This window comes from Alteromonas sp. AWQ4_252 (assembly GCF_056158205.1).
In genome coordinates, this window is the sequence record NZ_JBSWSV010000001.1 from 1,572,926 (window position 1) to 1,587,153 (window position 14,228).

Here is a 14,228-nt window from a genome sequence, read left to right on the forward strand (position 1 = left end):
CTTATGCGAAATAGGATTTACCAGCAGCGGCCATTTCACGAACGCCATCTGAAATCTGATAAATTGGACCAAGTTCAGCGTACTTGTCTGCCATTGCAACAAAGTTCGCCAAGCCAATGGTTTCAATCCAACGGAAAATACCACCGCGGAATGGAGGGAAACCTAAGCCGTAAAGTAGCGCCATATCTGCTTCAGCTGCGCTATCTACAATGCCTTCTTCCAGGCAGCGAATTGCTTCGTTTGCCATAGGGATCATAAGGCGTGCAATAATGTCGTCTGCTTCAAAGTCTGTCTTGTCAGCTACGTGCGGCGCCATTAGTGCGTATGCTTCTTCAGCAGGTGTTTTAGACGGCTTGCCGCGCTTATCAACACCGTAGTTGTAGAAACCTTTACCGTTCTTCTGACCTAAACGCTCTTCTTTGTAGAACAGGGTTACAGGGTCGTTGTCTAGGCGCGCCATACGCTCTGGAATACCCGCTGCCATCACGTCTGCTGCGTGATCGCCCGTGTCGATACCTACAACGTCCATTAGGTAAGCAGGTCCCATAGGCCAGCCGAAGATTTTTTCCATTACTTTATCAACTGCAACGAAGTCTGCGCCGTCGATAAGAAGCTTACTGAAGCCCGCAAAGTATGGGAACAATACGCGGTTTACCAAGAACCCAGGGCAGTCGTTAACCACAATTGGGGTTTTGCCCATTTTAAGGGTAGCGGCTACTACTGCATTGATGGTTTCTTCTGACGTTTTTTCGCCACGAATAATTTCAACAAGCGGCATGCGGTGCACTGGGTTGAAGAAGTGCATACCACAGAAGCGCTCTGGCTTGTCTAGGCTTTCAGCTAGCTGATTGATAGAGATAGTTGAAGTGTTTGAAGTGATGATAGCGTCGTCTGCTACGTTGTCTTCTACTTCCTTAAGTACAATACCTTTTACTTTCGGGTTTTCTACAACCGCTTCAATCACAAGGTCTGCGTCTTTAAGCGTGCTGTACTCAAGGGTAGGTGTAATCGCGTTAAGTGTTTGCGCCATTTTAGTCGCATCAACTTTACCGCGCTGCATACCTTTGCCAAGTATTTTAGCTGCTTCTGAAAGGCCAAGGTCTAGTGCACCTTGGTTAATGTCTTTCATGATAACTGGCGTGCCTTTCACAGCGCTTTGGTATGCGATACCGCCGCCCATGATGCCTGCACCTAGTACAGCGTTAAGCTTAGATTGCTTAGTAGCGGCTTTCGCTTGCTTTTTACCTTTGCTCTTTACTAGCTGGTCGGCAAGGAAAATACCAATTTGCGCTGTCGCTGCGTCGGTTTTCGCTAACGCCACAAAGCCTTCGTTTTCAAGCTTAAGTGCACCTTCACGGTCTAGCACAGAAGCTTTTTGCACTGTCTCAACCATTTTGTGCGGCGCTGGGTAGTGTTTGCCAGCTTGTGCAAATACCATGGCTTGGGCAGTGCTGAAGCTCATCATGGCTTCGTTTTTGTTTAGCTGTAGTGGGGCTTTCTTAACTGCACGACGTGCTTGCCAGTCAAATTTACCGTCAGCAGCGTCTTTCACCATTGAAAGCGCGCCTTCAACAAGTGCTTCTGGTGCAACAACGGCATCAACTGCGCCTTCAGCAAGGGCTTTCGCGCCTTTTCTGTCGCGGCCAGTGGTCATCCACTCAAGGGCATTGTCTGCACCAATAAGACGAGGTAGACGAACTGTACCACCAAAACCAGGCATAAGGCCTAACTTAACTTCTGGCAAACCAATTGAAGCGGTGGTGTCGGCAATACGCATGTCACACGCCAAAGCCATTTCACAGCCACCGCCAAGCGCGAAGCCATTAACAGCAGCAATGGTAGGGAAAGGTAGGTCTTCAAAGCGGTCGAATACTTGTGAGGTTTTTGCTACCCAGCCTAGAATCTCTTCATCACTTTTTTCAAACATACCTGTAAATTCGGTAATGTCTGCTCCTACGATAAAGGCGGGTTTGGCGCTTCGCACTACAGCTGCGCGAATACCACTATGGGCGGCCATAGCTGATGTGGCTTCGTCCAGCTCTAGAACGGTTTGCTGATCGAATTTGTTTACTGAACCAGCAGCATCGAATACCAGCTCAGCAATACCATCGTCTGACAGCGAAACGGTCAGACTTTTGCCTTCGTAAATCATTCTCTTCTCCTTCGGCAATGGCGAGGAATCAGGATTTATGGAACCGATATCGTATATCGGCGTCCAATCCTGACAGGTTAGGGTGCGTTGATTTTGACAATGCCACACACAAGTTGCAATAAAAATTCAAACAAGTGTTTACATTTTTTTTATTATATGGCGATGTAAGTGAGTAAATTCAAGCGTTAACACAGTTTTCAATGACTCCTTATTCAATAACTGGGCTGGAGGCTGTGAATTTTGCTTAAAATTGCGCGGCAAAGTTCAAAACACCTTTGTATAATGGTAAGAGATAAGACGATTCGCCAGTGTAAATTAACCTTTAGGATGGTTTTATTTTTCATTAGGATGTGATCATCAGTCAGGGTGTCACATTTTCAATTTTTTCGGATGGTACTATGGGAACAGCCGCAGTAAATTTTCGGAAACCTATTGGCTTTTTTCTCTGCGCTGCTGTGTGCTTGTGCAACACAGCGGTCGTACAAGCCTCTGCGTCTTCAAACAACAATGTGTCAGTTAAGGAAGAAGCCAGGGCGCAATTTATTGAGCTTGAAAAACAGCTGGGCCGGGCTACGCCACGAAAAGTTGCTGAATTACGTTCCGAAGTGCAGGCTTTGTCTGCTTATCCGTTACATCCGTATCTGGTCAGACAGCAAATTGATGCCACTATGGACATCAGTCATCGGGCAGAAATTGAAGCGTTTTTACTCACCTATCACAATCAGCCTTTTACTTACGGGTTGCGCGGTCGTTGGCTGCGTTATCTGGCAAAACATGGAGAGAAAAAAGCGTTTTTGGCAAACTATCGCGATGGTATGGGCGCTACCATTACCTGTCAGTATCTACAGTATCAACTCGAAGACGCCACACAGCCAGATTATTGGTTAGAGAAAGTAGAGGCCCTTTGGTTAGCAGGATATTCGCAACCCGACGAATGTGATCCTTTGTTTAAGCAGTGGCAAAAAGCCGGCATGATGACCATCGACCATGTTTTAGGGCGCATCGAAAAAGCTGCTATTTCTGGCAATCCAAAATTGGTCCCTTATTTAAAAAAGCAACTTCCGGCCTCTCATCAGTACTTGGCAGATCTTTGGTATGACGTGCGTCGCAAGCCTGAACTGGTTTTGAACCACACCAGGTTTCCGTTAAAACAGCCTGAGTCAGAAATGAAAATTCTGACATACGGCCTGGAAAAGCTGGCGTGGAAAGATGCGGAAAGGGCCATCAAGGCGCATCGTTATTGGCAACCTAAAAAACAGTTTTCCACTGCTCAACTCCTCACTATTAATCGAGCGATAGCCCTTAGTTTGGCCATTGACGACAAACCTCAATCTGTTGCATGGCTTCAACGGGCTGATGTGACGGGGGCAAAAGAAGACGTCAAACGCTGGCATGTAGCGTATTTACTGAGGCATAAGCAATGGCAGGCGGTGCTGGCGTTAATAGAGCAAGCTCCTGCTCACATACAAAAACAAGATAGTTACCGGTACTGGCGGGCTCGGAGTCTGGAAGCCTTAGGGCAAACTGAGCAGGCGCTTTCATTGTATGACACGTTAGCCAATGAGCGACATTACTACGGTTTTCTGGCCAGCGCTAAAGTAAACCGCCAACCTGCTCTGCAACATCAAAGCGCCCCTCGGGACGAGAGTAATATAGCTATGATCGCTCAGCGGCCAGCCGCTCAGCGAGCAAAAGAGTTTCTGGCACTGGGTAGATCAGTGGATGCAAGAAGAGAGTGGCGTTTTTTGGTGAACTCCCTCGATAGTTCTCAAGTAAAAGACGCAGCACTATTAGCCAGCGAGTGGGGATGGTTTGATCAGGCTATTTTCAACTTTTCTCAAAGCGGGTTTATGGATGACGTAGAGAAGCGCTTCCCTCTGGCATACAGTGAGGAGTTTGCCACCGTAGGGCAAGCTTACGATGTTCATCCGGCTTTTGCCATGGCAATTGCTCGCCGTGAAAGTTCATTTATGGTTGATGCCGTTTCTCCTGCTGGAGCGCGAGGTCTTATGCAGCTTATGCCCGGTACTGCGCGATATATTGCACAGAAAAAAGTGGCAACCGATGATTTGTTTGACGCGGGACAAAACGTGCAGTTTGGCGTGCAATATCTGCGATATTTGATGGACAAGATGGGCGATAACCCTGTGTTAGTATCAGCATCTTACAATGCGGGTTGGCAGCGGGTCATGAAATGGTTGCCGGCAGATTCAAATGTAGAAACAGACATTTGGATTGAAACCATTCCCTACAAAGAAACGCGAAACTACGTCAAAGCCGTAATGGCATACCGCTACATTTACGAACAACAATTGGGGGAGAGTTCCGAATTGTTTTTGCAACTGGCGGCATCGGCAATTCCCTCTGTCACAGGTCTGGCATCGCCGCAGCAGGTTGAGGGCGGTTTATATGCTCCTAAATGAGCGTCTTGTGCTTGGCGGCAGGCAGTTGAATGGTAAACGTTGTGCCTCGGTTAAGCTTGCTTTCCACCCAAATTTTACCGCCGAGTGACTCAACAATGGTTAGGGAAATATACAGCCCTAAGCCAGTGCCTTGTCCTACCGGTTTAGTGGTATAAAAGGGTTGAAAAATTGTTTCAAGATCTGCGGGTTTTATCCCACAACCATCATCGGTTATTTTAATAACAACAGTGTCTTCTCCCTTTTCGACTACTGTTCGGGTGCTGATCACAATATGTCCATTGCTTTTAATGGCCTGTCCGGCATTTACCATAAGGTTGATCATTACCTGGCTAAGCTTTCTTGGACTTCCCTGTACTTCTGGCACATCAGTTAAGGTAAGTTGTGTTGTAACATGGTGTTTTAGTTCTGGATTAACCAGTGGCATCGTATCTTCGATGCACTGATTAACATCAAAAGAACTGTCTTCTGTCGATGAGTCTGCACGGGTAAATGATTTGAGACTGGTAGTGATATCGGCAACCCGTTTCAACCCCTCATCAGACTCTTCACAAATGTCTCGGATGTCGTTGATTAAGTGAGGGAAGTGGTTTGACTCATACCAGGCTTTACACGCATCTAACGCCGCTTGAATATCATCATCTGAATGAGCAGCAAATAAACGGGTGAGTAATGTTGAAAAACGTTCTAGCTCGGGGATGTGCAACTTTAAATAGCTGATGTTACTGCTGATAAACCCCACTGGGTTATTGATTTCATGGGCAACACCTGCCGCTAATAAACCCACCGATGCCATTTTTTCCGACATCAGTAATGACTGTTCTGCGCGTTCTTTTTCACGCCGAAGCTGCTCAGACTCCAATGCCAGCAGGCGAGCATTAACGCTCAACAGCGCTTGTTCGGTGAAGGCTCTGTGAGCATCTGCAATCTGTACGTGTTCCTGGGTGTAAAAACCAATCTCTTTGCGGGCAAAAACAACAACTGCATCGACTTCATTTACCTGAAAAGGTGTAAGAAGTAAGCTGCTAATCCCGGCGTCTTGCAGAAAATCAAGCGCATTGGCTTCCGGGTGAATAGTTATATTGAATAAGGCGACAGAATGCCCGGCTAAGACGCGCTTGAGGATGTCACCCACCTCCCAGCGGGTTTCTCTCACTGCAGGCAACGTGGCAGCACTACACTTCATGTACCCCGGTTCTTGCTGTTCTAAAACAATGCAAACATCATAGGGTAATAGCGTTCTGAAATGAGAGAACATGCGGCTGTATAGGTCGTCAGCATCTTGTGCTTCAAGAATATCTTTCATCCCCGCAAGCATATGCCGGGTACGATATTCAAGGGTCTCGGCCTGCTCTTTGAGCCGGTATACGAGGTTTAACTGTTCTCTTAGCTCTTCTTGATCTTGTTTCATGAGGAAAATGCGATTGCTGATATCATGAGGTTGCCGTGACGATTCTGATTGTCAAGAAAGCGCCCCTGTTCACCAAAAGAATACATACCCACTACAGGTAAGTGGGGAAACCGGGATTGAACCCGGCTACACATCAACGGAAGTTGTTCATTTATTGTCATCATACACCCGGCACAATATACAAGAAGAACTCCTTCAACAGTGCGATATTGCGGCACTAAATCTATCGCATTTTGAATAACTTTCTCGGCGCGATTTACCAGGCCACTGATGCTTCCTTCCATCACTTGTAGCCTGGTACCTGTGGTCACATCAGCAAATAACTGCAAACTATTGTCCTGGTTAATACTGGCCGGATGGATTAGCAGGAATTCAGGTATACCCACTGGCGAGGTGATTTCCAGTCCGAGCGGGTGTAGCGACGACTGATCGAGTATTTGTCCACCGCCAAGCGCTGCTTTTATTGCGTCGTTTGTAACAGTGTTGTATCGCAATGCCGCAGGTTCATCATCTAATGCGAATAGTGTGCGATTGGCTGCCTCTGTAACCGTTACCGCGGTTTCTGTCGGTTGGTAACCAGAACTGAATGTCATGCCCAATGGGGAAGACGGTGTCATCACAACCACAGAAATAGTGGAAGGGCCAACCTCGCCCTGATCTCCTGCTTGCCAGTTACCAGTGACGTCATTATCGGCGCAAGAGCCACCAAATACGGGAATATTAGGCCCGACAACATCTGCGACACCTTCTATCATCTGCTCTTCTGTACCCGGAGTGGGAACACACCAAATAAGAGACGGTGACTCAAAGGGCGTTGCTGAATTTTGAAGGGCTCGTTGCGTTGCCATTGATGCAGCCTGTCTGCCATCTATCTCACCCACGTGTGCCATGCCTACCCCGTAACTCCCGTTGGGGTCAACTATTGCAAACACGGTGAGTGAGGCCGAAGCATCACACGCGTGCGGCGAACAAATAAACCCACCGTGACTGGATGTGGCTATAAGTATTGGGCATTGCAAAGCGTCGTGTAGTAGCTGTCGAATGAGGTCTGCATCGTAATTGGCATTGAGAAAGACAAACAACAACGACGGAGAATCATCGAAGGATAACTGAGCGAGTACATCCGCTGCCATTTCCTGGCTAATATCAAGGGAGGAGGACGCTGCATATATTTTCATGAAACAAGCACTTCGTTAAACAAAAAATACAAAGAGTACGTAATAGTAACTTAACATGTCTCTAAGGCTTCTGCTTTAACTATAGCGCACCTGACGTGTTAAGCTACTCATCAGCAATGAAAAAACAGTCTGATTAAAAGATACCGAGGGTTTATGACATTATTATCTGATGCTTACCGTGAACATATAGCAACACTTCAGCAGCGAACGGCAGAAGCGTTGCAGCGCGAAGGTCTGGAAGGGTTGGTGATTCATGCAGGGCAAAGCAAGCGCTTGTTTTTAGACGATAACGACTACCCCTTTAAAGTGAATCCTCATTTTAAAGCCTGGGTGCCTGTGGTTGACAACCCACACTGTTGGTTAGTCGTCAATGGCGTTGATAAACCCAAACTCATTTTTTATCGGCCAGTGGATTTCTGGCATAAAGTTCCTCCCGAGCCAAATGATTTCTGGACCGATAGCTTTGAAATTGTGCTGTTAAAGCAGGCAGACGCTGTTGAGAAGTATTTGCCCTATGACAAGAAAAACTACGCTTATGTCGGTGAATATATTGAGGTCGCCAGTGCACTGGGTTTCGCAAACGTAAACCCTGACCGCGCTCTACACTATCTGCATTATCAACGGGCGTATAAAACCGATTACGAGCTTATGTGCATGCGTGAGGCAAACCGCCTGGCAGTACTCGGTCACAAGGCTGCAAAGCAGGCATTTCTCAATGGAGAGAGCGAGTTCGCTATCAAGCAGTCGTATAACAGCGCTGCTCGACATGGCGATAATGATTTGCCATATACCAGCATCGTGGCATTAAACGAACATGCCTCAATTTTACACTATATGCATTGCGACTTGGATGCACCTGGCGAAGCCCGCTCTTTCTTAATTGATGCCGGAGCAACGTTTAATGGTTATGCCGCAGATATTACTCGCACGTACGAGAACGGCGGCAGCCGGTTCGCTGAGCTCATCGCTCAGATTGACAACATCACCGTTACGCTGGCAGATGCATTAAAACCAGGCGTGGCTTACACTGATATTCACTTATTGGCCCATGACGGTATTGCTCAGCTTTTGCATGATGCCGGCGTGGTCAACCTGAGCCCACAAGACATCGTTGCGAATAAGATAACCAAAACGTTTTTTCCTCACGGTATTGGTCACTTCCTCGGATTGCAGGTACACGATGTAGGCGGGCAGGTTAATGATGACCGCGGTACACCTAAGCCTCCGCCGGAAGAACACCCGTTTTTGCGATGTACCAGGTTAGTGGAAGCGCGCCAGGTATTTACTATTGAACCCGGGCTTTATTTTATCGATAGCTTATTGGCTGATCTCAAAGCGTCGGAAGCATCAAAATTTATTAACTGGGGTGTCGTCGACGAGTTTCGTCCTTATGGCGGGATCCGCATTGAGGACAACATTATTGTCCACAGAGACAGAAATGAGAATATGACACGGGATTTGGGGCTGAAATAGTGTTTGAAGACGGACAATTACTCAATGTTGTGCTAATTGCTCTGGCCGCAGGTATGGCAATGCCTGTTGGGGCACTCTTAGCATTTAATGATGCTATTCAACCCCGCTGGCTTGAACAAGAAATACGCCATGGAGTGATTGCCTTAGGAGCCGGTGCACTACTTTCAGCAGTGGCATTGGTGCTCGTTCCAGATGGCATTGCTCATCATAATGTGGTGAGCGCGACTTTGTGTTTTGTATCAGGCGCACTTGCTTTTATGGCGTTGGATATTTACTTGGCAAAAAACCAAACGCCAGCCAGCCAACTGGCGGCAATGCTTAGCGATTTTATTCCTGAATCGTTAGCGTTGGGCACTACGGCTGCTATGGGCGGAAGCACTTTTTTACTCGGTATTCTTATCGCGGTGCAAAACTTGCCAGAGGGTTTTAACGCTTACAGGGAAATGGCAAGTTCTAAAGCATCTAACCCCAAAGCCTTAGTTTTAAAATTTACTACGCTGGCTTTGCTTGGACCACTATGCGCATGGGCCGGATATATTTGGCTTTCTGACTATCCTGCCATAATCGGCGGGGTCATGCTGTTTGCCGCCGGGGGAATTTTGTATTCTGTTTTTCAGGACATGGCGCCGCAAATTCGCATGGAAAACAAGTGGCTGCCGCCCTTAGGCGCGATAGCGGGCTTTTTGATAGGCATGATAGGTTTCATGCTCGACTAAGTCCGCTACTATTGCTCATTAAAAAAAGCAAAAACTATTTGGTGCGCTCTACAGCAATATGCGCCAGCCCGATTAGGGCTTCTTTAAATGGCGATTCAGGGATCACCGACAATGCGCTAATCGCTTTTTCCTTTTCCCCGTCGGCACACGATCGCGTGTAGTCGAGCGCGCCGGTTTCCTTCATGATCCCTTGAATTCTGGCAAGGTGCGGCAAGCCGTTGGCCTCTTCAATTGCTTCGCGGATGAGCGCTTTGTCATCTGCCGTTTTTGCGTGCCACATGGCATAAAGTAATGGCAGGGTGGGCTTGCCTTCAGCTAAGTCATCACCGGTATTTTTTCCCATTTCGTCGGCATCTGCCGCGTAGTCGAGTATGTCGTCGGCAAGTTGAAATGCAGTGCCAAGATGCTTGCCGTAATCCTGCATGGCGGTTTCGATATCACGGGGCTGATCTGTAAGTACTGCAGCCAGTTGTGTGGCAGCTTCAAACAGGCGTGCTGTTTTGCCGTAAATCACGTCAAAGTAACGGGCTTCTGTGGTTTCAGGGTCGTTGCAGTTCATGAGCTGTAACACTTCGCCTTCGGCAATACGATTGGTAGCATCAGACAGTATTTCCATGACTCGCATACTGTTTAAACTGACCATCATTTGGAAAGATCGGGAGTACAAAAAGTCGCCGACTAACACACTGGCCTGGTTGCCAAATATCGCGTTGGCTGTTTCCTGCCCACGGCGAAGCGTAGATTCGTCTACAACGTCATCGTGAAGTAGAGTGGAAGTGTGAATAAATTCAATAATAGCAGCCAGTGTGTGATGTTTATTTGAGGTAATCCCCATGGCCCGCGCAGCAAGCACTGACAGTAGTGGACGAAGTCTTTTACCACCACTGTTGACTATGTAAAAGCCGAGCTGATTAATAAGAGAAACATCAGAATCAACCTGTTGCTGGATAAGGGCATTGACCGCTTTCATATCGTCGGCTGCCAGATCGCGAATGGTGTTTATTTCCATTGACATTATGTGCGTGCTAATTAGTTACTTTTTGTATAAAGGGGTGATTGTACCTGAAACTCTATGGGTATCCACCCAGATAACTGAAAAACCCGTGAGCCAATCGCAAATATGCTGTTAAAATCGTATTTATTTGACCCAAAAAAGCCTTGTTTTCGGGCCTGGGGAGAGAAAATTCGGCGAAGAGCGAAAAATAATCAAATTTTATGTTTTTCGGGGTTGTGATTTTAGGATGCTTCACGTACAATTCGCGCCCTGTTTTTTGAATTGAAGCGTCATTGGACGCAGAGCGGAGTTAACTATGTACGCGGTTTTCCAAAGTGGCGGTAAACAACACCGTGTGGCCGAAGGCCAAACCGTTCGTCTTGAAAAGATCGAAGTAGCCCCAGGCGAAACGGTTGAATTTGACAAAGTTTTAATGGTAAGCAACGGTGACGATGTAAAAATCGGCACACCTGTCGTTGCTGGTGGTAAGGTGACTGCAGAGGTGGTTACACACGGTCGTGGCGATAAAGTAAAAATCGTCAAGTTCCGTCGTCGTAAGCATTCTCGCAAACAAGCGGGTCACCGTCAGTGGTTCACAGAAGTGAAAATCACTGGTATCAACGCATAATAGGAGCACGAACACATGGCACACAAAAAAGCTGGTGGTAGTACCAAAAACGGTCGTGATTCAGAGAGTAAACGCCTAGGTGTTAAGCGCTTTGGTGGCGAATCTGTTCTTGCTGGTAACATCATTGTTCGTCAACGTGGTACTCGTTTCCACGCTGGTGACAACATGGGTATCGGTAAAGACCACACGTTGTTTGCACTAAAAGACGGTAAAGTTCAGTTCGACGTTAAAGGGCCGAAGAACCGTAAATATGTAAGCATCGTAGCTGAGTAAGCGCGAAAGCTTCTCGCCGAACAGGCTTAGAAAAACCCCGCGCAAGCGGGGTTTTTTTTTGAATACCTGAGTAAGCGGGAAAGGGTGATCACATGGCTCAGCAGCGAGGCATTCTGATCACTTTTAGTGAGCCTGTCGAACTTATGTTCAATGGTGTAAACTAACACAATATATACAGTCGATAATTGCGACTCGGAGTGATAAATGAAATTTGTTGATGAAGCTGAAATTCGTGTTGAAGCCGGAGACGGTGGTAACGGCGTAATAGGCTTTAGACGAGAAAAATATATCCCTAAAGGCGGACCAGACGGCGGGGATGGTGGAGATGGTGGCTCGGTTTATTTGCAAGCCGATGAAAACCTCAACACACTCATCGATTATCGCTTCGAGCGTTTCCATCGCGCACAGAGAGGGCAGAATGGTCAGGGCAGTGACTGTACTGGTCGCGGCGGCGAAGACTTAACATTAAGTGTACCTGTTGGTACCCGTGCTACCGATGTAGAAACTGCTGAGGTTTTGGGCGATCTCACCAAACACGGTCAGCGCCTGAAAGTAGCACAAGGTGGTTTTCACGGTCTCGGTAATGCGCGCTTTAAAAGTAGTACTAACCGTGCGCCTCGGCAGAAAACCGATGGTACGCCCGGGGAAATACGCAACTTAAAACTCGAATTGATGTTGTTAGCTGATGTTGGCTTGCTTGGTATGCCAAATGCCGGTAAATCCACCTTCATTCGCTCTGTATCAGCGGCTAAACCCAAAGTGGCAGATTATCCCTTTACTACCCTGGTGCCTAACCTGGGTGTGGTACGGCAAGATGCTCAGCGCAGCTTCGTCATTGCTGATATTCCGGGGCTAATTGAAGGGGCTGCAGAAGGCGCAGGTTTAGGCATTCGGTTTTTGAAACATCTCGAACGCTGTCGGGTATTGTTGCATTTGGTTGATTTATTGCCAGCTGATCAAAGCGATCCGGCTGAAAATGCAAAGAAAATTATTTCTGAATTGGAAAAGTACAGCCCTAAACTGGCTGCTAAACCCCGCTGGCTTGTCTTCAATAAGGTTGATTTGCTGCTTGAAGAAGAAGCGGACGCACTGGTTAAAAGTATCGTTGAGCAATTGGAATGGGACGGACCTGTCTATCAAATATCGGCGTTCCAGAAATTAAACACAGCTCCCCTGTGTCATGACATCATGAACTTCATCGAAACCCTGCCTACCGAAATCGCTTCGGAAGAAGAAAAAGACGATGTCGAATTCAAGTGGGACACTTACCACAAAGAAGCCATTGAGTACGACGGCGATGAATTTGATGACGACGATGATGATGACGAGTGGGATGATCATCCTAACGTTGTGTACACAAAAGAATAAAGCCCCGAGTAGTCAGTAAGGTAGCAGAGTGAAAATTGCAATGATAGCCGCCATGGCAAATAATCGTGTCATTGGTGCTGATAACGACATGCCGTGGCATCTTCCTGCCGATTTAAAGCACTTTAAAGCTGTGACCCTGGGTAAACCAGTGATTATGGGCAGGCGAACATATGCATCAATTGGCAGGCTACTTCCCGAGCGACCCAATATCATTATTACCCGTCAACAAACCCATGACTTACCCGAACAGGCTTACGTAGTAGCGTCTCCTGAAGAAGCACTGGAAATAGCATCGGGAATGGTGAATGACAGCAGTGATGAAGTAATGATCATTGGTGGCGGTACAATTTACGCTGCCTTTCTACCCCGGGCGGATGTGCTGTATCTGACTCACATTGATTTAAACGTAGAGGGCGATACTCAGTTCCCTGATTACCAGGCCGAAAGCAAATGGGAATGTGTATGGACATCTTCTCACGAAGAAGACGAGAAGAACCCACATAAGTACAGATTCGAAAAACTGCTTAGAAAATAGGCCAAACAAAAAAGCCATGTTCAAAAACATGGCTTTTAGTATCTGTGGAAAAGTGCTTATTCGCCCATTTGGTCGAACATGCTTTCCAGTGTTAACCCCTGATGGCCAAGCATATCTTTTAGGCGTCGTAGCGCTTCAACCTGGATTTGGCGAACTCGCTCCCTGGTGAGTCCAATTTCTGCACCAACGTCTTCCAGTGTGGATGGCTCATAACCCAACAACCCAAACCGTCTGGCTAACACTTCACGTTGCTTTGGGTTTAACTCTTCAAGCCACTTCACAATGTTAGCTTTCATGTCGCTGTCCTGAAGATTATCTTCAGGGCTGTAGTCATTGCTATCCGAAAGAATATCCAGCAGCGCTTTGTCGTTCTCACCACCAATGGGGGTGTCTACCGAAGTGATGCGTTCGTTCAGCCTAAGCATTCGGCTCACTTCACTTACTGGCTTGTCCAGTTCTGCTGCTATTTCTTCAGCAGTAGGCTCGTGATCGAGCTTTTGTGAAAGCTCTCGTGCGCATCGCAAATAAACATTAAGTTCTTTGACTACGTGAATAGGCAAACGAATGGTACGGGTTTGATTCATAATAGCCCGTTCTATGGTTTGTCTAATCCACCAGGTAGCATAGGTTGAAAAGCGGAATCCTCGTTCAGGGTCAAACTTTTCCACTGCGCGAATAAGGCCAAGGTTGCCTTCTTCGATGAGGTCGAGCAGTGCCAGCCCACGATTGTTATAGCGACGGGCAATTTTTACCACGAGTCTCAGATTAGACACGATCATTCGTTTTCGGGAGGGTTCACAGCCCTTTAGTGCTCGCCGCGCGAAATACACTTCCTCTTCTGCTGAAAGCAGAGGGGAAAAGCCAATTTCGCCGAGATAAAGTTGGGTGGCGTCCAGGTTTTTAGGATGATCTTCCTGAGTGAGTACAGCATCATCTGCGGCCTCATCAAGGGTTTCGGTTAAAACTTCACCAGCTTTCATGCTCACTGGCATATTTATCTCATCTTGATGAGACGGACTTTCGATTACAGCGGCTTTTTGTTGACCCACGACTGCATCTCCTGCGTTGTTGGTTACCCTG

12 protein-coding genes are annotated in these 14,228 nt (G+C 47.2%); 7 read left to right on the plus strand and 5 right to left on the minus strand.

The features are described 5' to 3' along the window. Nucleotide 1 precedes the first annotated feature (1 nt). Entirely contained in the window at nt 2-2,152 is a 2,151-nt protein-coding gene (gene fadB, locus ACXACM_RS07115; protein ID WP_474820724.1) for a fatty acid oxidation complex subunit alpha FadB, read from the minus strand. Nucleotides 2,153-2,550: 398 nt separating this feature from the next. Here fadB and ACXACM_RS07120 point away from each other — a divergent pair, with 398 nt between their 5' ends. Then, nucleotides 2,551-4,575 (plus strand): transglycosylase SLT domain-containing protein, encoded by a 2,025-nt coding sequence (locus tag ACXACM_RS07120; protein WP_474820725.1) that lies wholly within the window; start codon nt 2,551-2,553, stop codon nt 4,573-4,575. Here the strand turns inward: ACXACM_RS07120 and ACXACM_RS07125 are convergent. Together ACXACM_RS07125 and ACXACM_RS07130 are read right to left on the minus strand one after the other, a co-directional pair. Continuing rightward, nucleotides 4,568-5,983, minus strand: a complete 1,416-nt coding sequence (locus ACXACM_RS07125) for a sensor histidine kinase (RefSeq protein ID WP_474820727.1) — start codon at nt 5,981-5,983, stop codon at nt 4,568-4,570. The genes ACXACM_RS07120 and ACXACM_RS07125 overlap by 8 nt on opposite strands. Continuing rightward, complete coding sequence (locus tag ACXACM_RS07130; RefSeq protein ID WP_474820728.1) at nt 5,980-7,161, minus strand: FIST signal transduction protein; 1,182 nt, start codon at nt 7,159-7,161, stop codon at nt 5,980-5,982. The genes ACXACM_RS07125 and ACXACM_RS07130 overlap by 4 nt, the downstream gene beginning before the upstream one ends. A gap of 153 nt (nt 7,162-7,314) precedes the next feature. On the opposite strand from ACXACM_RS07130, the gene pepQ reads away from it, so the two are divergent. Both pepQ and ACXACM_RS07140 read left to right on the plus strand, forming a co-directional pair. After that, nucleotides 7,315-8,634 (plus strand): Xaa-Pro dipeptidase, encoded by a 1,320-nt coding sequence (gene pepQ / locus ACXACM_RS07135; protein WP_474820730.1) that lies wholly within the window; start codon nt 7,315-7,317, stop codon nt 8,632-8,634. A 53-nt stretch (nt 8,635-8,687) separates the two neighbouring features. Further along, nucleotides 8,688-9,350 carry a ZIP family metal transporter gene (locus ACXACM_RS07140; RefSeq protein WP_474824253.1) on the plus strand — a complete coding sequence of 221 codons (663 nt, stop codon included), beginning with the start codon at nt 8,688-8,690 and terminating at the stop codon, nt 9,348-9,350. Between the two features lie 34 nt (nt 9,351-9,384). On the opposite strand, the gene ispB is transcribed toward ACXACM_RS07140, so the two are convergent. Further along, nucleotides 9,385-10,359, minus strand: a complete 975-nt coding sequence (ispB, locus tag ACXACM_RS07145) for an octaprenyl diphosphate synthase (protein WP_474824255.1) — start codon at nt 10,357-10,359, stop codon at nt 9,385-9,387. Nucleotides 10,360-10,660: 301 nt separating this feature from the next. Between ispB and rplU the strand changes: the two genes are divergently transcribed. The 4 genes from rplU to folA all read left to right on the plus strand — a co-directional run bounded on the left by rplU (nt 10,661) and on the right by folA (nt 13,148). After that, entirely contained in the window at nt 10,661-10,972 is a 312-nt protein-coding gene (gene rplU, locus ACXACM_RS07150; RefSeq protein WP_130637722.1) for a 50S ribosomal protein L21, read from the plus strand. Nucleotides 10,973-10,987: 15 nt separating this feature from the next. Next, a complete protein-coding gene (rpmA, locus tag ACXACM_RS07155; RefSeq protein ID WP_216024708.1) occupies nt 10,988-11,245 on the plus strand; it encodes a 50S ribosomal protein L27 in 258 nt (85 codons plus the stop codon). Nucleotides 11,246-11,449: 204 nt separating this feature from the next. Next, nucleotides 11,450-12,613, plus strand: coding sequence for an Obg family GTPase CgtA (cgtA, locus tag ACXACM_RS07160; protein WP_474820732.1), 1,164 nt, complete (start codon nt 11,450-11,452; stop codon nt 12,611-12,613). Between the two features lie 40 nt (nt 12,614-12,653). Then, nucleotides 12,654-13,148 (plus strand): type 3 dihydrofolate reductase, encoded by a 495-nt coding sequence (gene folA / locus ACXACM_RS07165; protein WP_474824257.1) that lies wholly within the window; start codon nt 12,654-12,656, stop codon nt 13,146-13,148. Between the two features lie 56 nt (nt 13,149-13,204). On the opposite strand, the gene rpoS is transcribed toward folA, so the two are convergent. After that, a complete protein-coding gene (rpoS, locus tag ACXACM_RS07170; protein ID WP_474824259.1) occupies nt 13,205-14,128 on the minus strand; it encodes an RNA polymerase sigma factor RpoS in 924 nt (307 codons plus the stop codon). Nucleotides 14,129-14,228 lie beyond the last annotated feature (100 nt).